Genomic DNA, 20,014 nt, shown 5'->3' with positions numbered 1-20,014 from the left:
CGCCAGCCGTCACCTCAGGCATAGTCATCGACCAGCCTGCGACGTCCACGCGGTGACAGTGGCACTTCGGCTGCCGGTTGCTGCGCACCGCGCACCTGCCGCGTTTTAAGCAGGCGACGATCCGCCGCACGCCGATCAGTCGCCCGGCGGTCGTCAAGCCGCCGCTCGACAGCACGCCGCTCCACCAGACGACGGTCACCTGACAGGCGCTCGCCCAGACGGCGTTCGTCCGCACGACGCTCATCCAGACGGCGTTCGGATTGACGGCGTTCATCCGCGCGCCGTTCTCGTCCGCGACGCTCCGACCGCGCGCTGGCGCGTCGCCCGCCTCTGCCGCTCCGCGGCGCATGCCGGGCCAGCTCACGATCCTGCTCGTCACCCAGCGACCGTGCCGGGATCTGTGCGTGCACCGGCTTCAAGGGTGTGAAGGAATCGCTCATGTGCATCTCCTGAGCTTCCCGCTGACAGGCGATCATTCTTGCAGGACAGCGCCTGGATCAGAGTTCGCGGATGCTGGCCCACTCATCGTCCGACAGCAATTTATTGATATCGATCAGAATTGTCAGACCTTCTGCGGTGCTGGTCACACCCAGGATGAAGCGACTGGTCTGATCGTTGCCAACCGCTGGCGCGGGATCCACCGCATCCGGCGAAATCTGCACCACTTCGGCGACCGAATCGACCAGGATGCCGACATTCTGATTATCGACATCGATGATGACGATGCGCGAGGCATCGTCCAGCTCCCGTTCAGGCAGCATCATCCGTCGGCGCGCATCGATGACGGTCACCACGTCGCCGCGCAGATTGATGATACCCAGAATGTAATCGGGCACACCTGGAACCGGGGCGATGTCAGTCAGCTTCAGGACTTCCTGGACCTGAAGCACGTCGATGGCGTAGGTCTCTTCCGCCAGACTGAATGTGACGAAAGCCGACGAGGCCCCCTTGGTCTTCTCATGTGAATCGACTGCGGTCATTGCTTCCTCGCGATAGTTGCGGAATCTGTTAAACCGCGCCCCGTGCGGTCTGTGATGTTTTTGGTCTGGATCAGCCTTGGCAGCATCGACGACCCTGGGAGCTGGCGCGGTTTATAGAGATTAAAAATAAAATTTTAAACCGCGTCCCAGCCAAGAACCGTCGATGCGCCAAACATCGAACTCACTCGAAACTCAGTATTTCGCTCTGGACGCGGTTGAATCCTGTCTGTCTGCTACCCGCCAGCGCGACGTGTACGGACTTAACGGATGCTGCCGATGCCCTCATAGTCACTGCGCAGCCGCTCCGGCTCATCGCTGCTTTGAACCGCAGGTGCAGGCGGATTGGGGAGCACGATCACTGCCACCCGACGATTCTGCGCCCGGCCCGCTTCCGTCTCATTACCGGTTAACGGCTGAAACTCGGCATAACCGATTGCGACCATGCGTTTCGGGTCAACGCCGTTCTGGGCGAAGAGGTTGACGACCGTTGCGGCGCGACCGGAGGACAGCTCCCAATTGGACGGATAGATGGGATTGCGGATCGGCAGATTGTCGGTGTGGCCCTCGACATGGATCCGCGCATCCCGCTTGACGAGCAGTTTCGCCACCTCCGCCAGCGCAGGACGCGCGGCGGCTTCCAGTGTGGCCGACCCGCTGGTGAAGAGCAGGCTGGTGTTGATGGTGATTTCGAGCCAATAGGGCTTGCGTTTGACCTGAATATTGCCCTCCTGGATCAGAGGCTCCAGTGCGGCCTCCATTTCCTTTGACATCTCGCTGATCTCACTCAGGATACTGCTGCGGTCCTGAGCGGCGACCGCATCAAGCGTGCTCTCAATGGCCAAATCCGTGGGTGACAGCGGATCCAGTGTCTGGCCAGAGTTGGATAACGCTCCCAGATCGACTGGCGCCAGCGAACGCAGCACCTCGTCGCTCAGGGGTTCCAGCGCCAGGGTCGGATCTCCGACCTGGATGGGCGCGACCGGTATCCGCGCGCCGAAGGCCTCGACCAGCGAGTTGGACAAGACGCGGTATTTGCCGGTATCAACTACCGATATCGCATAGAGGACGACGAACAGGGCCATCAAAAGGGTGACCAGATCGCCATAGGGGATCGCCCATGCCTCATGATTGGTGTGTTCTTCATGCCTCTTGCGCCGTGTCATGACTGCGATCAGCCCTGAATGAAGCCGCTCAGCTTGTTTTCGATGTTACGTGGGTTTTCGCCTTCGGCGATCGAGATCAGCCCTTCTATCAGCATCGCCTGGTAGTTCGCCCGCGCCTGAATGATTCCCTTGAGTTTATTGGACACCGGCAGAAAGAGCAGGTTTGCCAGACCAACGCCATAGATGGTCGCCACAAAGGCGGCCGCGATGCCATGCCCCAGCTTGCTGGGATCGGCCAGATTCTGCATGACCGCCATCAGGCCCATTACCGCGCCGATGATGCCCATGGTCGGCGCATAGATGCCCATGCTCTCGAAGACCTTCGCCCCCTGCAAGTCGAAGGCTTCGCGGTTGTCGAGGTCCGCCTCCAGGATCTGACGCAACGACTGTGGCTCGGTTCCATCGACCAGCAACTGCAAGCCCTTACGAATAAAGGGATCTTTTTCCTGATCCGCAAAATTTTCCAGACCCAGCAGACCCTGCTTGCGCGACAGGTGGGACCACTCGACGAGACGTGCAATCATGGCCTGCGGATTCAGGCGCGGCGGTCGGAACACCCAGATCAGAATCTTGAAGGCATGGAGAAAGACCGGCGTGCGCGCCTGCACCAGCACCGCACCCAGGGTGCCGATCACGACGATGATGAACGCAGCCAGATTCCAGAGCGCGCCAACCGTGCTGCCTTTCGCAACCGATCCGCCCAGGATGGCCACGAGACCCAGCAGGATCCCGAGCACGCTCAGGATGTCCACCTCAGCAGAAGCCTTTGACCAGCGCCGGCCCCACGTCCTTGAGCGCCAGGATCTGATCCGCGAGACCGGCATCGACCACCGCCGCCGGCATACCGTAGACCACCGAGCTGGCCGCGTCCTGCGCCCAGACATGAGCGCCCAGCCCTTTCAAGGCCCGCGTGCCTTCGCGTCCATCGGCGCCCATGCCGGTCAGGATCACGGCCAGCACCTGTGATTTCAGCGCGGTCACGGCCGAGTTGAAGGTGATATCGACGCTCGGCTTGTAGATGGTTCCCGGTGGACTCTCCTCGATCCGGATGCGGGTCTGGGAACCACCGCCTTCGAGCACCAGTTGCACGCCTCCCGGCGCCAGCAGGGCGCAGCCGGGTTTCAGAACATCGCCCGCCGCCGCTTCCCGCACCTCGATCTGACAGAGGTTGTTCAGACGCTCGGCAAAGGCCGGAGTAAAGCTGGCGGGCATGTGCTGGATCAGCACGATCGGCAGGGGAAAGGTTTTCGGCAGCACTTTCAGCACTTCCTGCAAGGCCACCGGCCCGCCGGTCGAGGTGCCGATGAGCACCGCACGCAGGGAATGAAGTGGTGTGCCGCTGGCTGGCGCTCGCGGCGGAATGGGACGCGGGACATCAGGCGCAGGTGAACGGTCGTGCGGCTCGGCGCGGGTGATCGCAGGCCGGCGACTGCGGGCGAGCGCCCGCACCCGGCGGCGCAGCAGGATCTTGGCGGTGTCTTCGTCGCTGGCCATTTCGCTGAAACGCTTGGGCAGAAAATCCATCGCCCCCGCATCCAGCGCATCCAGGGTCGCCTTGGCCCCCTCAGTCGTCAGGGTCGAGAACATCAGCACCGGACGCGGGGATTCGGCCATGATGCGACGCACCGCCGTAATGCCGTCCATCACCGGCATTTCGATGTCCATGGTGACCACATCCGGATCCAGACGCTTGACGACCTCAATCGCCTCCTGGCCGTTGACGGCGGTGCCAACCACTTCGATGCCGATGTCGGCATTGAGAATCTCGACGATGCGTCGGCGGAAAAATCCGGAATCATCGACGACAACCACGCGCAGCGCCATGACTCAGACTCCCGCTGCTGCCGGCATTCGGGGTGCGCGTGACGCGCGACCGCCGTAACCCGGACGGCCCATGAGCCGCAGGAGTTCGGGGACATCAATGATCAGGGCGATCCCGCCATCGCCGGTGATGGTCGCGCCAGCCAGACCGGGAACGCCCTGTAACCCCCGGCCAAGCGGCTTGATGACGACCTCCTCCTGACCCACGAGGCCATCCACGACCAGCCCGACCTTGCGTTGCGCGACATGGACCACGACCACATGGGCATCGGTACGCGGCTCGACCAGCCGGCTCGGATGCACCCAGCGACCGATGTAATAGAGCGGGAGCGCATGATTGCGCACCATGATGGCTTCCTGATCATCGACAAAATGGCTGCGTGTCAGATCAAGGTCGAGGATTTCCGAGACCGATGCCAGGGGAATGGCGAAGCGCCGACCATCCAGAATGACCATCAGCGCCGGCAGGATCGCCAGGGTCAGGGGCAGCTTGACCAGCAGTTTCGTGCCGCGCCCGACCTCCGAATCGATTTCGACCGTGCCATTGAGCTGGGCGATGCGCGTCTTCACCACATCCATGCCGACCCCGCGCCCGGACACGTCGGAAATCTCCTCCTTGGTGGAAAAGCCGGCCATGAAGATCAGATTGAAGGCATCGCGATCGGACAGGCGTTCGGCCATGGCCGGATCCAGCAGACCCTTTTCGACCGCCTTTTCGCGCAGAATCTGCGGATTCATGCCGCGTCCGTCATCCTGAATGATCAGGGAGATATGGTCGCCTTCCTGCGCCGCGCCGAGGATCACGGTGCCTTTGCGCGGTTTGCCGCTCGCCTCCCGGACATCCGGCATCTCGATTCCGTGATCAACCGCGTTGCGGATCAGATGCACCAGCGGATCGGCCAGCGCCTCGACCAGATTCTTGTCGAGATCGGTTTCCTCACCGAAGGTTTCGAGATCGATCTCCTTGCCCAGACTGCGCGCCAGATCGCGCACGACACGCGGAAAACGGCTGAAGACCTTTTTGATCGGCTGCATGCGGGTCTTCATCACCGCCGTTTGCAGATCAGCGGTTACCAGCGCCAGGGCGCCGATCGCCTTACCCAGCTCCTCGTCCATCGTCCGGGTGCGCAGCATACTCATGCGGTTGCGGACCAGCACCAGCTCGCCGACCAGATTCATGATCTCGTCCAGACGCTGGGTATCGACCCGTACCGAGGTTTCGGCGACGGCTGCGCTGCCGCGCGGGGATTTGGACGAGGCGGCAACCGCATCCTCCTTCTCGCTTCCCGCAGCGGTCGTTTCTGACTGAACCGGAGTCGGGGCCGGACTGGCTGGCGGTGCTTGAGGCGACGGCGTGACAGGCGCCGGGGGTGCCGACGGAGCACTGGCGGAAACCGTTCCCTGACCATGCAACTGACTGATCAGCGCATCAAATTCATCCTCCGTCATGAGATCGTCCGCAGCGGCGGGCGGCGGCGCGGGCGCGGCAGGCGGCGGCTTGATGGCAACCGGTTCAGCGGAGTCAACAGCGAACGACCCGTCGGCGCCGGGCAGCGCATTCAGCAGCGCCTCGAATTCTTCCTCGGTGATGTCGTCTGCGGCGGCAAGCGTCATTGAGGCGTCAGCGCCTCCCGCAGCGACCGGCTCGATGATCTCAGGCGGTGGAGAATTCGTGACTGGCGGGGCCGCCGGGACAGCGGAGACCGTCGGCAGCGGTGTCGCATCACCGGGCACCGCCAGCTTTTCGAGATCCCTGATCAGACCGTCAGGGGCCGGCTCCGGCTCATGGCCGGCCTTGAGATCGCCGAACATGACATTGAGCACATCCAGGACACGCAACACGGTGTCCATGAGGAACGGATTGATTTTGCGCTGATTGTTGCGCAGCAGATTGAAGACGTCCTCGGCGTGGTGACAGACCAGCACCAGGGCGTTGAGATTGAGAAAGCCCGCGCCGCCCTTGATGGTGTGGAAGCTGCGAAAGACCGCATTGAGCAGATCACGATCCTCGGGGTTCTGCTCCAGATCGATCAACTGCTCATTCAGCGCTTCGAGCAGTTCTCCAGCCTCGACCAGAAAATCCTGGAGAATCTCGTCATTCGGGTCGATTGCCATGCCTGATTACCTGATAGCAGCGGGCTTAGAAGCCCAGGCTGGAAAGCAGCGCGTCCACGTCGTCCTGTCCGCTGACCACATCCGCCACCGCGTCGTGCGTATTGGGAACGATCGGCCCCTGGCCTCTGACAGTGGCGTCTTCCGCTTCATTCGCCGACTGGACCACTCTGGAGGGCTCCATGCGGGCGCTCGACAGACGAATCAGCCCGACCAGATTCTCCTCGACCTCGTGGACCAGACGGATGACGCGCCGGATGATCTGGCCGGTCAGATCCTGAAAATCCTGGGCCATCATGATTTCGGACATCAATGAGCGCAGACGCTCGGTCTCCTCGCCGCTTGCCACGAAAAAGACATCCAGGCCACGGGCGAATTCACGAAACTCGACGACCGAGAGTTCACGGTGGCGAAAGCGGACCCAGCTCTCGGTGAGTTCCGCCGAACGCGCGTGCAGGGACTCCGCGATGGGCATGGCCTCGTCGATGGCATTGAGCGTGCGGTGAGTCGCCTGCTCGGTCATGGAGACGACATAATGGAGACGCTCCTTCGCATCGGGGATCTCGTCACGGGTGAGTTCCACCAGACGGGAATCGCCGCGAAAGCTGTTCAGCGCCTCGTGCAGGTCGCGTGTCAGTTTGCCCAATTCATCGAAGAGTTCCCGCTCATAGGGGATTCTCAACTGGCGGATCACATTGGATGCGGCGTCTTCATTGCCGACCTCCAGATGCCCGACCAGTTGGCGCGCCAGATCCAACTGACGTGTCAAGCGTTCTTCATCATTGTCCATCGATCATTCCCGGGCGAACTGTTTGATGATCCTTGACCGTTGATCGGCAGGGTGATCTCGGGTCTGACGTCGCAACGAAACACCGACGCCCAACCGGCATCCGCCAGCAGACAGCCTGAACAGCCATCAAAAGCGGACGCGCGGCATTCACCTTTATCACTGGGCGTCGATGCGCTCAAAGATCTTGTCGATCTTCTCTTTAAGCGTCTCAGCAGTGAACGGCTTGACGATATAGCCGTTGACCCCGGCCTGCGCCGCTTCGACGATCTGATCCCGTTTGGCCTCAGCCGTCACCATGAGAACCGGCAGGGATTTCAGATCCGGATCGGCACGGACGGCCTTCAGCAGGGCGATGCCTTCCATGTTCGGCATATTCCAGTCCGTCACCAGGAAATCGAAATTGCCGTTTTTCAGCATCGGCAGCGCGGTACTGCCGTCGTCCGCCTCCATGGTGTTGTTGAAGCCCAGTTCACGAAGCAGATTTTTGATGATGCGTCTCATCGTGGAAAAATCGTCCACGATCAGAATTTTCATGCCTTTGTCCACGCAAAGCTCCCAGTGGCATTGGTCGGGTTGATAATCATGAACCAGTTTGTCTCCACTCGCTCAGACGCACGCGCAAACGGTGGAGCGCCTGACTGCGAATCTGGCTCACGCGCGATTCGGTTAACTCAATCACGGCGCCGATTTCCCGGAGGTTGAGTTCTTCATCGTAATACAGCGCGAGCACCAGACGCTCTTTTTCGGGCAGACTGGCCAGCGCCTGCGCCAGGGCGTCGCGCAATCGCTCGCGCTCGAACAGCTCGCCCGGCGCCGCACTCTCGCCCGGCAGCAGGCGGTCAGCCTCCATATCCTCGCCGAAAAGATCCTCCAGGCCAAGAATCTGGGCGCTGGCGGTATCCTGAAGCATGGCGTGGTAGTCGTCGAGCGTGACCTCAAGCTCGGCGGCAATCTCGCGATCCTGCGCCGCCCGCCCCTCGCGCGACTCGATCTGATGAATCGCGGCGGCAATCCGGCGACTGTTGCGATGAACGGAACGCGGCGTCCAGTCGGCGCGGCGCAGCTCGTCGATCATCGCGCCCCGGATACGAATGCCGGCATAGGTGGCGAATGTCGCGCCCTGCCCGGCCTGGAACTGCCGGGAAGCCTCGATCAGGCCGATCATGCCGGATTGCACCAGATCCTCGATCTGCACCGACGCCGGCAGCCGCGCTGCCAGATGATGGGCGATGCGCCGCACCAGATCGAGATGAGCCGCAACCAGCTCTTCCGCCCGGTCGGCAACCTTCGCATATCCTGGTAAGGAACGGTTGAGAACCATCAGGCACTTTGCAACATCCGTTCAACGAAAAAGCCGATTCCACCGGTGTCGGCATCCGCCGCCGCCCAGCGGTCACTCTGTCTGGCCAGCTCGGTGAAGGCGCGCCCGGCGGGACTGCCCGGATAGAGACTCACCACCGGCTGGCGTTTCTGCACCGCCTGACGCAGATGCTCGTCCATGGGAATGATACCCGAAGCGTCGAGCAATACGTCAGGCAGATATTGCGCGCACACGGAAGAGAGTTTGTGCATCAGACGCCGCGCCGATTCGGCATCGCGCACCATATTGCAGATGACGCGAAAGCGCCGCAAGCCATGATCCTGATGCAGCACCTTGATCAGCGCATAGGCGTCGGTCAGGGAGGCCGGCTCGTCGCAGACCACAATGAAGACGTTTTGCACCGCCCGGCAGAAACTGGTGACCGAGTCCTGAAGACCGGCAGCGGTATCGACGATCAGGACGTCGAGCGGCTGGTCGTAGGTGCTGAAGGCGCGAATCAGACCGGCGTGCTCCACCGGACTGAGATTGGCCATGTCGCTGATGCCGGAGGCGGACGGCACCAGCAGCATGCCTTCCGGACCTTCCACCAGAATCTCGTCGAGCGTTTCCACCGTGCCGGCCACCAGATCGCGCAGCGTCCGGGTCGGCCGCAGACCGAGCAGCAGATCAGCGTTCGCCAGACCCAGATCGGCATCGAAGAGCATGACGCGACGCCCCAGCTTGGACAGGGCCACGGACAGATTGACCGCCACATTGGTCTTGCCGACACCGCCCTTGCCGCTGGCGATGGCAATGCTCTTGAGTCGCCGGTTCCTAATGGGCTGCATGGACGGCTTTCCTGAAAGGCACCACCGACTCCAGCACCATGGTCTCCGGCTGGGATCGGGTCTGAGCGTTAAACGGGAGACCGCTCGGCGGCGGATCCGTCAGTGGACGCCGCTCGGCGTCGGCTGACATCCGCACGGCGCGGGCCGGCTCCTGGAGCGCAAGCCGGGTCAGATACATGGTGTCCGCCTTGTGAAAATCGTCGTCAATCCGCTGCCCATCGCTGTAAAACGCCAATCCCAGACGCTGTTCGAGCAAAACCGACAGGGTTTCGCCCAACTGTTCCGCCTCATCCACTTTCGTCAACACCAACGCAGACGGATCGCTCGCCTGGAAGGATTGCAGAATCTGTTTCAACACCCCGGCCTGATGGGTCGCCGCGATCACCAGCCAGGTGTCGAGCTCGACCTGATTGCGAATCTGGGCAAAGAGTTTGCGCTCCGCCGCGTCGCGCGCTGCCTGTCCCTCGGTATCGATAAGGATCAGTTTCCCATCGCCCGCGCGATTCGACAAGGCAACCAGATCGCGCTCGCTTTCGAGCAGCATGACCGGCACGCCTGCCATCTGACCGAATGCCTGCAACTGTTTGTAAGCGCCGATGCGCTGCCGGTCAAGGGTCACGAGCATCACCGAATCGCGACCCATGCGCCGGATCTGACGCAGGGCGAGACGACTGATGGTCGTGGTCTTGCCCACGCCGGTGGTGCCGACGAGCGCGAGCATACCACCCTGTTCGAGTACAGTGGGCGACGCCGTGGCGATGGAGGCCGAGATGCGGGTTCGCAGACGCGACCAGACGATCTCGGGGGTGCTGTCTTCCTGTACGCCGCTGGCCAGACTGCGGGCGAGTTTTTCGCCAAACCCGCAGGTCTGGAGACGCTCGATGCACTCCGCCGCCAGCGGATGACGGATCGCCCATTGGTCGCGCTCGCTCAGGCTCTGCTGCTGCACCAGGAGTGCGCGCAGGTCATAGAGTTCACGGCGCATGGCGGCGAGTTCGGGATCGGTTGCACCTCTCGTGCCGCGCGGCGGCGGCTCAAACGCGGGCTGACGGGGCGCGGACAGCGCCGGCTCGACCGATGCCACCACTTCCAGCATCTCGCCAACCCGGCGGCTGGACAGAATGACCGCATCCGGACCCAGTTGCTCGCTCACCTGCCGCATGGCGTCGCGCATGTCCCGAGCCGTATATCGCCGTACATTCATGTTCCACCCCTTCCTACTGCATCATGCCCGCGCCTGAGCGGTCTCGCTTTGACCGACCGTGGCCACGACCCGAATCCGCCGGTTATCGGGAATCTCGGTAAAGGCCATGACGGTCAGATTGCGCACCGCACCCCGCAGCCAGCTTGCGATCCAGGATCGGATCTCCGGCGCCACCACCAGCACGGCCGGGATGCCTTCCGACTCCTGACGCCGCGCGGCATCGATCACTGATCGCTGCACCCGCTCCGCCAATCCCGGCTCGATGCCGATGGTCTCGCCCTGACTGCCCTGAAGCGACCTGTGCAAAAGTTGTTCCAGCGATGGGTCCAGGGCGATGAGCGGCAGTTCATCGTCCGGGCCGATGAGATCCTGCACGATGGAACGGGCCAGGGCCACGCGCACGGCGGCGGTCAGGGTGGCGGGATCCTGACTCTTGAGCGCCCGTTCCGCCAAGGTTTCGGCGATTGTCCGCAGATCGCGGATCGAGACCTGTTCGGCCAGCAGGTTCTGCAGGACCTTGAGCACCACGCCCAATGACAGCGCCTTCGATGAAAAGAGATTTTCGATCAGTTTCGGCGAACGGCGACCGAGTTGGTCGAGCAGATGCTGCACCTCTTCGTGGCCGATCAGACGGTGCGCATTGTCGCGGAAGATCTGTGACAGATGGGTCGCGATCACGGTGGCAGCATCCACCACCGTGTAACCGGCACCCTGTGCGGATTCACGGTCTGCCGGGTCGATCCAGAGCGCATCCAGATTGAAGGTCGGATCCTTGGTCGGCGTCCCGGCCACGGCGCCAAAGACCTGTCCGGGATTGATCGCCAGCTCGCGATCCGGGAAGACCTCGGCCTCGGCCGCCGTCACGCCCAGCAGTGAGATCCGATAGTGATTAGGGCCAAGCTCAAGGTTATCGCGGATATGCACCGGCTGAATCAGGAACCCGAACTCCTGCGACAGCTTGCGCCGGATGCCCTTGATGCGCCCCATGAGCTGTCCGTCCTGACTGCGATCAACCAGGGGGATCAGACGATAGCCGACTTCCAGCGAGACCAGATCGACCGGCGGGACGTCTTCCCAGGACAGATCCCGATCCTCGGGCGCGGGAAGCTCGACACCATCAGGCAGACGTTCGACGACATCGGTGTCGAGCACCGGCGCTTGCCGGCTGCTCAGATAGGCGCCGCCCGCCAGCATGGATGACAGACCGAGGAACACCAGATTCGGCATCCCGGGCACCACGCCCAGGATGCCGATGACACCCGCCGTCACGTAGAGCACGCGGGGATTGGACAATAACTGTCCGACGACCTGCTTACCCATGTCCTGCGCGGTGTTGGCGCGGGTGACGATGATGGCGGTAGCGGATGACAGTAGCAGCGCCGGGAGTTGCGCAACCAGGCCGTCGCCGATGCTCAGGAGCACATAGTTGTTCGCCGCATCGCCAAACGTCATGCCATGCTGCGTCGTCCCGATGACGATGCCGCCAATGACGTTAATGAAGAGGATCAGGATGCCAGCGATAGCGTCACCGCGCACGAATTTGCTGGCACCATCCATGGAGCCATAGAAATCCGCCTCCTGCGCCACTTCAGCGCGCCGCTTGCGGGCGTCGTCCTGCGAGATCAGACCCGCGTTCAGATCCGCATCGATCGCCATCTGCTTGCCCGGCATGGCGTCCAGGGTAAAGCGGGCGGTGACTTCGGAGACGCGCCCGGCACCCTTGGTGACGACCACGAAATTGATGATGACCAGAATCGTGAACACCACGACGCCGATTGCAAAATTGCCGCCCAGAACGAACTGACCGAAGGCCTCGATGACCTGACCGGCGGCCTCCGTGCCTTCGCTCCCATAGAGCAGAATCACCCGGGTCGAGGCCACATTCAGCGCCAGACGCAGCAGGGTCGCCAGCAGCAGCACGGTCGGGAAGGCGGCAAAATCGACGGGGCGCGGCGTGTAGACGGCCACCATGACCACGATCAGCGAGAGCGCGATATTGAAGGTGAACAGCAGATCCAGCGCCAGCGGCGGCAAAGGCAGCACCAGCATCGCCAGCAGCGCAATCAGCAGGACCGGCGCCCCCAGTCCAAAGCGGCCGATGATGCTGGCGCGTTCAGCCAGCGTGGTCATTCCTGACTCCGCGCCTGACGCGCCCTGTGCGGATCGAGATACTCATCCGGGACCGGCAGATCATCAGGCAGATCGACATCCGCATCCTCGCGCCGGATCTGATAGACATAGGCCAGGATTCTGGCCACGGCCACGAACAGGCCGCCGGGGATCTCCTGCTTGAGATCGGTGGTGAAATAAATGGCGCGCGCCACTCGGGGCGCTTCGACCCGCATGATTCCGTGCTCCTCAGCCAGGGCGCGGATGGCGGCGGCCACATCATCGATACCTTTGGCCAGCAGACGCGGGGCGCGCATGACACCGGGCTCATAGGCAATGGCGACGGCAAAATGAGTCGGGTTGGTGATCACGACATCGGCCTTGGGCACCTCGCCCATCATCCGTCGCTGCGCCATTTCCATCTGGAGCTGACGGATACGGCCCTTGACCTCGGGCTTGCCGTCGCTTTCCTTGAACTCGTCCTTGATTTCCTGGAGCGTCATCTTGAGCTGTTTGTTGTGATTCCAGAGCTGGAAGGGGACATCAATCGCCGCCACCAGAATCAGCGCCGCCGAGGTCAGGATAAAGGTCCAGAGCGCCATGCGCCCGGCCTCAATGATGCCCCGCTCCACGGGATGTTCGCCCAATGCCAGCAGTTGATCCAGAAAAGCACTGATGGTCAGCCAGGCGACGATCAACACCAGGGTGAACTTGCCCAACGCCTTGAAGAGTTCCACCAGCCCCTGAACCGAAAACACGCGTTTCATCCCGGTGATTGGATTGACCTTCGAGAATTTCGGCGCCAGCGCCTGGGTGGAGAAATTGAACCCGCCGATCAGGATGGGTCCGAAGAGCGCAATCGCCATGAGGATCGCGAACAGGGGCGTGATGATCAGCAGGGCGCGGGTCAGGAGATCGCGGAGATAAGGCAGAAGCAGGCCCGGATCGAAGATCAGGCTGCGGTCCAGAGTCAGGGCGTCGGTCATCAGTGCACTCAGACGAATGCCCAGATAACTGCCAAAGAACAGGAGATAGGCTCCGCCCACTATCAGGATCATAAAGGTGTTGAACTCACGCGAGCGTGCGATCTGCCCTTTTTCGCGCGCATCGTTCAGACGTTTGGCGGTGGGCTGTTCGGTTTTTTCCTGGCCATTTTCGTTTTCGGCCACGTCACATCCTCAGAATCTGCTGGACCAGCGCAAAGGCAACCATGAGCAACTCGCCGATGCGAGCGGGGAAGCCCGGAAGAATCAGGAGAATGATCAGAAAACCGGCCAGGATCGTCAGCGGAAAACCCACGGCAAAGATATTGAGCTGCGGCGCGGCGCGGGTCATCACCCCCATCGCAATATTGACAAGCAGGAGGGATGCCACAGCGGGCAGGGCAATCAGCATGGCGCCGGCAAACATCTGACCGCCAAAACTCACGACCAGCCAGAGCTGGTCGCGGGTCACGCCCTCGGCCATGATCGGCAGGGTGTCGAAGCTGCGAATCAGCAGCTCGATCAACACCAGATGACCATTGAGCGCCAGAAAGATCAGGGTCGCGAGAATGGTGAAATACTGCGAGATCATGGGTACCTGGACACCGCCGACCGGATCCACAGCCGAGGCGAAACCCAGCCCCATCGACAGCGCGACCAGTTCACCGGCCTGGGTCAGTGCTGAAAAGACCATTTGCAGCACAAAACCCATCGCGATGCCGATCAGCACCTGATGGATGGCCACCACCAGACCGTTCAGACTGAGCGGATCGATCAACGCCTGCCCGGAGACCTGCGGCGCCACCACCAGCGCCAGCAGCAGGCCCAGTGACAGGCGTGCGCGGACATTGACATTGCGGGCGCCAAAGACGGGCGCGACCAGCAGCATGGCGCTGATGCGCACGAAAGGCCAGATCACCGAACCTGCCCAGACCTGAATGTCTTCAGCCGCAAAGGTCATGAGGGATCAGCCGATCAGATTCGGAATGCTGTGATAGAGCCGGATGACATAACCGGTCAGGAGCGACAGCATCCAGTGACCGGCGATGACCAGCGCCGCGCCGACCGCCAGCAGTTTGGGGATGAAGCTGAGGGTCATCTCCTGGATCTGGGTCGCCGCCTGAAACAGACTGACCAGCAGACCCACCGCCAGGCCGGCCAGCAGTGGCGGCGCCGATAGCAGAACGATGATTTCGCCCGCCTCTTTTCCCACATCGATCACCATCTCGGGCGTCATTGCGATTCATCTCAACTGAAAAAGCTCTGGGCCAGGGTGCCCATGATCAGCGACCAGCCATCAATCAGGACGAAGAGCATGAGCTTGAAGGGGAGTGAAATGATCATCGGCGACAGCATCATCATACCCATCGACATGAGCACGCTGGCCACGACCAGATCGATGATCAGAAACGGAATCAGGATCAGAAAGCCAATCTGGAACGCGGTTTTCAATTCGCTGATGACAAAGGCCGGCACCAGCATATTGAGCGGAATGGCGTCGGGCGACTCAAAGCCGTCGAGCCCCCGGATCTCAGCAAAGATCGCCAGATCGGTCTCACGGGTCTGCTCCAGCATGAAGGCGCGCAGCGGCTTGAGCGCCCGGGTCATCGCCTCTTCAGTTCCCAGTTTCTCCTCGGAGTAAGGAATGATCGCCGTGTCATAGATTTCCTGAAAAATGGGCGCCATGATGAAGAAGGTCAAAAAAAGTGCCAGACCAAGCAGAATCTGATTGGACGGTGTCTGCGAGGTGCCCAGCCCCTGACGCAGGATGCCCAGCACAATGATGATGCGGGTAAAGGAGGTCAACATGATGAGCGCCGACGGCAGCAGCGTCAGCAGGGTCATCAAAATGATAATCTGCAGGGTCACCGAATAGACCTTGCCGCCATCCGCCGCCGTGGTGACGGTCACCGCATTGAGCCCGCCGATCTGCGCCAGGGCCAGACCCGGCAACAGCAGCAAGACCAGCATCAGCCCTGCGCGCCCCATCCCGCTCATGCTTTTGGCCCGGTTTTCGCGCGGACGCGGTTGAGCAGACCCGCGAAATCGCTTGGCCAGTCCTCGGCGGACGGCCTCTCGACCGGCTGCCGCAGGGTATGGAGATGACGCATCCCCGTCGGCGTCAGACCCACGAGGATCTGTTCCTCGCCGATCTGCACCAGCAGCAGACGCTCGCGCGCACCCACCGCACGCACCGCCAGGATCTCGATGACCTGTGGCCCCTGCCCCGGCACGCCCGGCATCCGGCGTAGAATCCAGGCCAGAATGATGATGACCAGGATCACCAGCGCCAGACCGCCCACCAGTTGTGTCAGATAGCCGGCCGCCATCTGGGCGTTTTGAGCGGACGGTTCGGCGACCGACAGCGATGGAATCAGGATGCCGCCTGCCGCCAGCGGCATGAAACCAGGATTGCGGATCCGGATTAAACCGCACCCGGTCCCGGTCTGATATATGTTGCTTCTGCGTTGACCCAGAGTCATCTCAATTCACCGAATATAAAATTTTAAACCGCGTCCCCACTGAAGTCGGTGACATCTCCAGAGCCAAACACAAAATAAAAATAGCGTCTATCGCACTGGACGCGGTTTAAAGCGGTTTAACGCAGTTTCCGCACCCGCTCACTGGGACTGATCACATCGGTCAGACGAATGCCGAATTTTTCATTGACCACCACCACCTCACCATGTGCGATCAGGGTGCCGTTCACCAGCACGTCCAGCGGCTCGCCGGCCAGCCGATCCAGCTCCACGACCGAGCCCTGATTCAGCTGCAACAGATTGCGGATCGGGATACGGGTGCGACCGATCTCCATCGCGATGGTGACCGGCACATCCAGCAGCATCTTGAGATTGACATCCCCGCTGACAGGCATCTCAGAACCGGAGAAATCTTCCGGATTCAAGGGTGTCGCCTGATGCGTCTCGGCCGAAAATCCACCGAAGTTGCGTCGTTCGGGCGGGGGCGCGGACGGGCCGGACGCTGCACTCTGCGCAGGCGTTTCAGTGGCTTCCTTCTGTTCTTCCAGAGCCGCAGCCCAGTCGTCAGCAATGCCGTCATCGGCGGCGCCTGCCTGTTCCAGCATGGCGTCAATATCGGATTGGGTGCTCATGTTTCAATCCATTTTCGATTCGAGACGTTGGAGAGATTCAATGATTAATGATTAATGATTTCAGCGATCTTGATGGCATTGACACCATTGGAAACACCGAATTTGCCACGAAAAATCGGAATATCCTCGACATTAAGAATCACTGTTTCAGGCAGGTTAACCGGAATGATGTCCCCCGGACGCATTTCGAGCAGTTGCTGAACCGTGAGGGTGGCCTCGGTCAGGGTCGAACTGATTTCCACCTTGGCGAACGGAATCTCGTCCTGCAATGCGTTCAGCCAGCGTCGATCAACCCCGGAGCGATCGGACTGAAGCCCCGTGTCCAGTTGTTCGCGAATGGGTTCGATCATGGAATAGGGGAAGGTGACATGCAGATTGCCCCCTCCGCCATCCAGCTCAATATGAAAATCGTTGATGACCACAATCTCGGTCGGACTCACGATGTTGGCGAACTGCGGATTCACTTCTGAGTTAATGAACTGGAACTCCAGTTTCATGACCGGCTCCCACGCCTTCTGCATATCCTCGAATGAGGCATCCAGCAGATTCTTGATAACCTTGAGCTCCATCGGCGTGAAATCGCGGCCTTCGATGCGCGAATAATAGCGTCCGTCGCCACCGAAGAAATTATCGACCAGACTGAACACCAGCTTGGGATCAAAGACGAAAAGCCCGGTTCCATGCAATGGAATAACCCGCACCAGATTCAGACTCGTTGGCACATACAGCGAGTGGAGATATTCCGAAAATTTCGTCACCCGCGCGCCGATCACCGATATTTCAGATGAACGACGCAGCATGTTGAACAAATGGATGCGCAGATAACGGGCAAACCGTTCATTGATCATGTCCAGCGTGGGCATGCGCCCACGCACGATGCGCTCCTGCGTGGCAAAGTCGAATGGGCGCGCCCGACCATCCGCCGGAAAGGCATTGGTATCGGTATCGACATCGCCATTATCGACGCCATGCAGTAGTGCATCGATTTCATCCTGGCTGAGAATGTCGGTCTGCTGTGACATGCCGATACCTACTGCATGACCAGATCGGTGAACAGGATCTCCTGAATCCCGGACGGTTCACTGGCGCGCGTGAGAATTCCGGCAATCAGTTTTCTCAATTCCTCGCGCAATGCCGCCTTTCCTTCCGGAGTGTTGATGGCTGCCGCATCCAGGGCCGAAAGCTGCGCGAGCAGATCATTGCGAATCATCGGCAAATGCTTGTCGATGGCCGCAATGACCAGCGGGTTCTGGGTCACAACGGTGAGACTGATGCGCAGAAAGCGCACCGATCCGGGGGTCGTAATATTGACCGTGATCGGCTCAAGGGCATGGTAGATCACTTGGGTGTGCTCAGCCGCTGGCGCCGCATCTGTTTCAGGCTGATGTGCTGGCGCGGGTTCCTGATGTGTCTCAGTCGCGGCATGCCCCTCGGTCGTCTCTGCGGCAGGATCCGCAGGATCCGCTGCTTTGTAGAAGAAAAAATAATAAGCGGCTCCGCCCCCGCCGCCGAGGACCAGCAGCGCGATCAGGATCAGCAGAATCAATTTGAATTTGCTGCCGGAGCCTTTTGGGGATTCCGGCTTGTCGGCTTTTTTCTCGGCCATGTGTCACCTTAAAAATAGAGATATCCAAACGACGCCTAATCATACCGGATGACGTCCAGGCAAACTTTCAAACAAAGTAATCGAGTCGTCTCGCCAGAACGCTCAGGGTGCTATCGTTGAACTCAGGCGCTTCGCTCACATCTGCGCCAAAATCGTCAAAATTCTGACGCTCATGCCCTGATCCAGCCCGACCCTGGCCCTGATCGGGTTCGCCGCGCCTGGGAGCCTGATCGGAGACCGAAACATTACCCAGCGACAAACCGTCCTGCGCCAGCGTTTCACGCAAGCGCGGCAAAGCCGCCTCGATCACTTCGCGCACGACCGGATGAGGCGACAGGAACTGCACATGCGCCTTGTCGGCCTCCATGGTCACGCGCACGTCCAGCGTCCCGAGATTGGCCGGATGCAACTTCATTTCGGCGGTTCCGAGACCGGCCTGTACGAACCATTTCACCTGTTCCGCCAGACGCGCGTCGCCACCGGGCTGAAGCAATTTGGACAGATCCAGAACCGAGGCGCGCTGCAAGCCGCTCGGGGCGTCGGCTGAGGTCGCGCCAGCCGTCGAGAGTCCTGCCAGCGACAGACCGGTTGGCGAGGCAGGCAAATCCGGACTCTCACGCCCGGCCAGTTGCGCCAGGCCATCGGCCATCAAGCCGGGCAAGGATTCACGCAGCAGTGGCAGAGGCTGCCCTGCCCGCGCCTTGATTGCCAGATCGGCGGCGGATTGCCTGTCATCGTCACCAGTCCGGGACTGTTCCTGACTGATTTGGTGTAACAGATCCAAAGAGACCGCTTTCAGGATCGCGGTCTGCTCGGTATCACCATCGCCCGCCGCCGCACCGGGCGTCATGGTCGCACCTTCCACCGGGAGCGATTGCAGCAATCGGCGCAAAGTGTCCGCTGGCAACGATTGCAGCCGTTCACTCAGCTCCTGAACAACATCATCCGCTACCGGGGTGACGGCTGTCCCCGTCGCCGGGAGCGATTGCAGCAACTGACGCAGGGCATCCGCTGGCAGCGATTGCAGCCGTGCGCTCAACTCCTGCACGGCATCCTCTGCTGAGGCGCTGGCAGTCGGGGTGACGGCCGCCCCTGTCGCCGGGAGCGATTGCAGCAACTGACGCAGGGTATCCGCTGGCAGCGATTGCAGCCGTGCGCTCAACTCCTGCGCGGCATCCCCTGCTGAGGCGCTGGCAGTCGGGGTGACAGCCGTCCCTGTCGCCGGGAGCGATTGCAGCAACTGGCGCAGGGCATCCGCTGGCAGTGATTGCAGCCGCGCGCTCAACTCCTGTGCGGCATCCTCTGCTGAGGCGCTGGCAGCCGGAGCAACGTCAGCCCCTGTCGCCGGGAGCGATTGCAGCAACTGACGCAGGGCATCCGCTGGCAGTGATTGCAGCCGCGCGCTCAACTCCTGCGCGGCATCCTCTGCTGAGGCGCTGGCAGCCGGGGTGACGGCTGTCCCCGTCGCCGGGAGCGATTGCAGCAACTGACGCACGACGTCCGCTGGCAATGCCTTGAGCGATGCCAGATCGCTCTCAGGCAACAGAGGCGATGTCTGCCCCGTCTCATCCGACGCCGTCGAGGCAGTTGGACGCCAGACGCCCTCCGATCCATCCGGCGGCGCGGACTGCAAGAGTTTCTGCAATAAATCGGAGGGTGTTGCGGCCGCCTGGGTCGAGGTCGGGGTGATCGACAACAGGGCCTCCCCAACCGCCAGTTTTGGCGCGGCAGTTGGCGACGCCGGTGGCTGCATGAGCGCCATGAACTGGGCCATCAGCGCCTCTGCATCGAGCGCCGCGATCTCGTCAGGATCTTCGCCAGCATCGACCAGGAGCGACCTGATCTGTGTCTGCAAGGTGTCAAGGAATCCCTGCCCCGCCGCCGGATCGCTGACACCGGTCTCGCCGATGCCGCCGAGCAATGCCGACAGCAAGCCGGCACCGTTGATTTGCACGCCGCCTGATTGCATCATCTCAGACCTCACCG

General features: G+C 61.3%; 21 protein-coding genes. All 21 read right to left on the bottom strand.

Features of this window, described 5'->3' with window-relative positions; genetic code table 11:
* Nucleotides 1-14: 14 nt before the first annotated feature.
* The gene (locus EDC35_RS08740; RefSeq protein WP_132976868.1) at nt 15-440 is read right to left on the bottom strand and encodes a hypothetical protein; all 426 of its coding nucleotides are present in this window, start codon (nt 438-440) and stop codon (nt 15-17) included.
* Nucleotides 441-497: 57 nt separating this feature from the next.
* Nucleotides 498-980, bottom strand: a complete 483-nt coding sequence (locus EDC35_RS08735) for a chemotaxis protein CheW (protein ID WP_132976867.1) — start codon at nt 978-980, stop codon at nt 498-500.
* Between the two features lie 260 nt (nt 981-1,240).
* Nucleotides 1,241-2,143, bottom strand: a complete 903-nt coding sequence (motD, locus tag EDC35_RS08730; protein WP_132976866.1) for a flagellar motor protein MotD — start codon at nt 2,141-2,143, stop codon at nt 1,241-1,243.
* A gap of 8 nt (nt 2,144-2,151) precedes the next feature.
* A complete protein-coding gene (locus tag EDC35_RS08725; RefSeq protein WP_132976865.1) occupies nt 2,152-2,895 on the bottom strand; it encodes a flagellar motor protein in 744 nt (247 codons plus the stop codon).
* Nucleotide 2,896: 1 nt separating this feature from the next.
* Complete coding sequence (locus EDC35_RS08720; protein WP_132976864.1) at nt 2,897-3,967, bottom strand: protein-glutamate methylesterase/protein-glutamine glutaminase; 1,071 nt, start codon at nt 3,965-3,967, stop codon at nt 2,897-2,899.
* 3 nt (nt 3,968-3,970) lie between these two features.
* On the bottom strand, nt 3,971-6,079 hold the full coding sequence (locus tag EDC35_RS08715; RefSeq protein WP_132976863.1) for a chemotaxis protein CheA: 2,109 nt from the start codon (nt 6,077-6,079) through the stop codon (nt 3,971-3,973).
* A 25-nt stretch (nt 6,080-6,104) separates the two neighbouring features.
* Nucleotides 6,105-6,866: a protein phosphatase CheZ gene (locus EDC35_RS08710; RefSeq protein WP_132976862.1), complete on the bottom strand. Its 762-nt coding sequence runs from the start codon at nt 6,864-6,866 to the stop codon at nt 6,105-6,107.
* A 156-nt stretch (nt 6,867-7,022) separates the two neighbouring features.
* Nucleotides 7,023-7,400, bottom strand: a complete 378-nt coding sequence (gene cheY / locus EDC35_RS08705) for a chemotaxis response regulator CheY (RefSeq protein WP_132976861.1) — start codon at nt 7,398-7,400, stop codon at nt 7,023-7,025.
* Between the two features lie 46 nt (nt 7,401-7,446).
* A complete protein-coding gene (locus EDC35_RS08700) occupies nt 7,447-8,190 on the bottom strand; it encodes an RNA polymerase sigma factor FliA (RefSeq protein ID WP_424565290.1) in 744 nt (247 codons plus the stop codon).
* Nucleotides 8,187-9,014: a MinD/ParA family protein gene (locus tag EDC35_RS08695; RefSeq protein ID WP_132976859.1), complete on the bottom strand. Its 828-nt coding sequence runs from the start codon at nt 9,012-9,014 to the stop codon at nt 8,187-8,189. The genes EDC35_RS08700 and EDC35_RS08695 overlap by 4 nt, the downstream gene beginning before the upstream one ends.
* Nucleotides 9,001-10,218, bottom strand: a complete 1,218-nt coding sequence (gene flhF, locus EDC35_RS08690) for a flagellar biosynthesis GTPase FlhF (RefSeq protein WP_132976858.1) — start codon at nt 10,216-10,218, stop codon at nt 9,001-9,003. Before flhF ends, EDC35_RS08695 begins: the two co-directional genes overlap by 14 nt.
* 21 nt (nt 10,219-10,239) lie before the next feature.
* Nucleotides 10,240-12,348 carry a flagellar biosynthesis protein FlhA gene (gene flhA / locus EDC35_RS08685; RefSeq protein ID WP_132976857.1) on the bottom strand — a complete coding sequence of 703 codons (2,109 nt, stop codon included), beginning with the start codon at nt 12,346-12,348 and terminating at the stop codon, nt 10,240-10,242.
* Nucleotides 12,345-13,496, bottom strand: coding sequence for a flagellar biosynthesis protein FlhB (gene flhB / locus EDC35_RS08680; RefSeq protein ID WP_132976856.1), 1,152 nt, complete (start codon nt 13,494-13,496; stop codon nt 12,345-12,347). The genes flhA and flhB overlap by 4 nt, the downstream gene beginning before the upstream one ends.
* Before the next feature lies 1 nt (nt 13,497).
* Nucleotides 13,498-14,271, bottom strand: coding sequence for a flagellar biosynthetic protein FliR (gene fliR, locus EDC35_RS08675; RefSeq protein WP_132976855.1), 774 nt, complete (start codon nt 14,269-14,271; stop codon nt 13,498-13,500).
* A 6-nt stretch (nt 14,272-14,277) separates the two neighbouring features.
* Nucleotides 14,278-14,547, bottom strand: coding sequence for a flagellar biosynthesis protein FliQ (gene fliQ / locus EDC35_RS08670; protein ID WP_132976854.1), 270 nt, complete (start codon nt 14,545-14,547; stop codon nt 14,278-14,280).
* Between the two features lie 11 nt (nt 14,548-14,558).
* Nucleotides 14,559-15,308, bottom strand: coding sequence for a flagellar type III secretion system pore protein FliP (fliP, locus tag EDC35_RS08665; protein ID WP_132976853.1), 750 nt, complete (start codon nt 15,306-15,308; stop codon nt 14,559-14,561).
* A complete protein-coding gene (gene fliO / locus EDC35_RS08660; RefSeq protein ID WP_132976852.1) occupies nt 15,305-15,712 on the bottom strand; it encodes a flagellar biosynthetic protein FliO in 408 nt (135 codons plus the stop codon). The genes fliP and fliO overlap by 4 nt, the downstream gene beginning before the upstream one ends.
* 197 nt (nt 15,713-15,909) lie before the next feature.
* Nucleotides 15,910-16,422 (bottom strand): flagellar motor switch protein FliN, encoded by a 513-nt coding sequence (fliN, locus tag EDC35_RS08655; RefSeq protein WP_132976851.1) that lies wholly within the window; start codon nt 16,420-16,422, stop codon nt 15,910-15,912.
* 44 nt (nt 16,423-16,466) lie between these two features.
* The gene (gene fliM, locus EDC35_RS08650; protein ID WP_132976850.1) at nt 16,467-17,444 is read right to left on the bottom strand and encodes a flagellar motor switch protein FliM; all 978 of its coding nucleotides are present in this window, start codon (nt 17,442-17,444) and stop codon (nt 16,467-16,469) included.
* Between the two features lie 8 nt (nt 17,445-17,452).
* Nucleotides 17,453-18,028, bottom strand: a complete 576-nt coding sequence (locus EDC35_RS08645; RefSeq protein ID WP_132976849.1) for a flagellar basal body-associated FliL family protein — start codon at nt 18,026-18,028, stop codon at nt 17,453-17,455.
* Nucleotides 18,029-18,095: 67 nt separating this feature from the next.
* A complete protein-coding gene (locus EDC35_RS18835; RefSeq protein WP_243651565.1) occupies nt 18,096-20,000 on the bottom strand; it encodes a flagellar hook-length control protein FliK in 1,905 nt (634 codons plus the stop codon).
* Nucleotides 20,001-20,014 lie beyond the last annotated feature (14 nt).

Origin of the sequence: Thiobaca trueperi (assembly GCF_004342175.1) — a bacterium.
In the GTDB taxonomy this organism is placed as follows: Bacteria; Pseudomonadota; Gammaproteobacteria; order Chromatiales; family Chromatiaceae; genus Thiobaca; species Thiobaca trueperi.
Note: the sequence above shows the minus strand (reverse complement) of the source record. Positions and strands in the feature narration are given on the sequence as shown.

Excerpts from the sequence above, each read along its gene's own strand:
- EDC35_RS08740 (WP_132976868.1), bottom strand. The coding sequence starts at position 440 with ATGAGCGATTCCTTCACACCCTTGAAGCCGGTGCACGCACAGATCCCG.
- EDC35_RS08735 (WP_132976867.1), bottom strand. The coding sequence starts at position 980 with ATGACCGCAGTCGATTCACATGAGAAGACCAAGGGGGCCTCGTCGGCT.
- motD (WP_132976866.1), bottom strand. The coding sequence starts at position 2,143 with ATGACACGGCGCAAGAGGCATGAAGAACACACCAATCATGAGGCATGG.
- EDC35_RS08720 (WP_132976864.1), bottom strand. The coding sequence starts at position 3,967 with ATGGCGCTGCGCGTGGTTGTCGTCGATGATTCCGGATTTTTCCGCCGA.
- EDC35_RS08715 (WP_132976863.1), bottom strand. The coding sequence starts at position 6,079 with ATGGCAATCGACCCGAATGACGAGATTCTCCAGGATTTTCTGGTCGAG.
- EDC35_RS08710 (WP_132976862.1), bottom strand. The coding sequence starts at position 6,866 with ATGGACAATGATGAAGAACGCTTGACACGTCAGTTGGATCTGGCGCGC.
- cheY (WP_132976861.1), bottom strand. The coding sequence starts at position 7,400 with ATGAAAATTCTGATCGTGGACGATTTTTCCACGATGAGACGCATCATC.
- EDC35_RS08695 (WP_132976859.1), bottom strand. The coding sequence starts at position 9,014 with ATGCAGCCCATTAGGAACCGGCGACTCAAGAGCATTGCCATCGCCAGC.
- flhF (WP_132976858.1), bottom strand. The coding sequence starts at position 10,218 with ATGAATGTACGGCGATATACGGCTCGGGACATGCGCGACGCCATGCGG.
- flhA (WP_132976857.1), bottom strand. The coding sequence starts at position 12,348 with ATGACCACGCTGGCTGAACGCGCCAGCATCATCGGCCGCTTTGGACTG.
- fliR (WP_132976855.1), bottom strand. The coding sequence starts at position 14,271 with ATGACCTTTGCGGCTGAAGACATTCAGGTCTGGGCAGGTTCGGTGATC.
- fliQ (WP_132976854.1), bottom strand. The coding sequence starts at position 14,547 with ATGACGCCCGAGATGGTGATCGATGTGGGAAAAGAGGCGGGCGAAATC.
- fliP (WP_132976853.1), bottom strand. The coding sequence starts at position 15,308 with ATGAGCGGGATGGGGCGCGCAGGGCTGATGCTGGTCTTGCTGCTGTTG.
- fliO (WP_132976852.1), bottom strand. The coding sequence starts at position 15,712 with ATGCCGCTGGCGGCAGGCGGCATCCTGATTCCATCGCTGTCGGTCGCC.
- fliN (WP_132976851.1), bottom strand. The coding sequence starts at position 16,422 with ATGAGCACCCAATCCGATATTGACGCCATGCTGGAACAGGCAGGCGCC.
- fliM (WP_132976850.1), bottom strand. The coding sequence starts at position 17,444 with ATGTCACAGCAGACCGACATTCTCAGCCAGGATGAAATCGATGCACTA.
- EDC35_RS08645 (WP_132976849.1), bottom strand. The coding sequence starts at position 18,028 with ATGGCCGAGAAAAAAGCCGACAAGCCGGAATCCCCAAAAGGCTCCGGC.
- EDC35_RS18835 (WP_243651565.1), bottom strand. The coding sequence starts at position 20,000 with ATGATGCAATCAGGCGGCGTGCAAATCAACGGTGCCGGCTTGCTGTCG.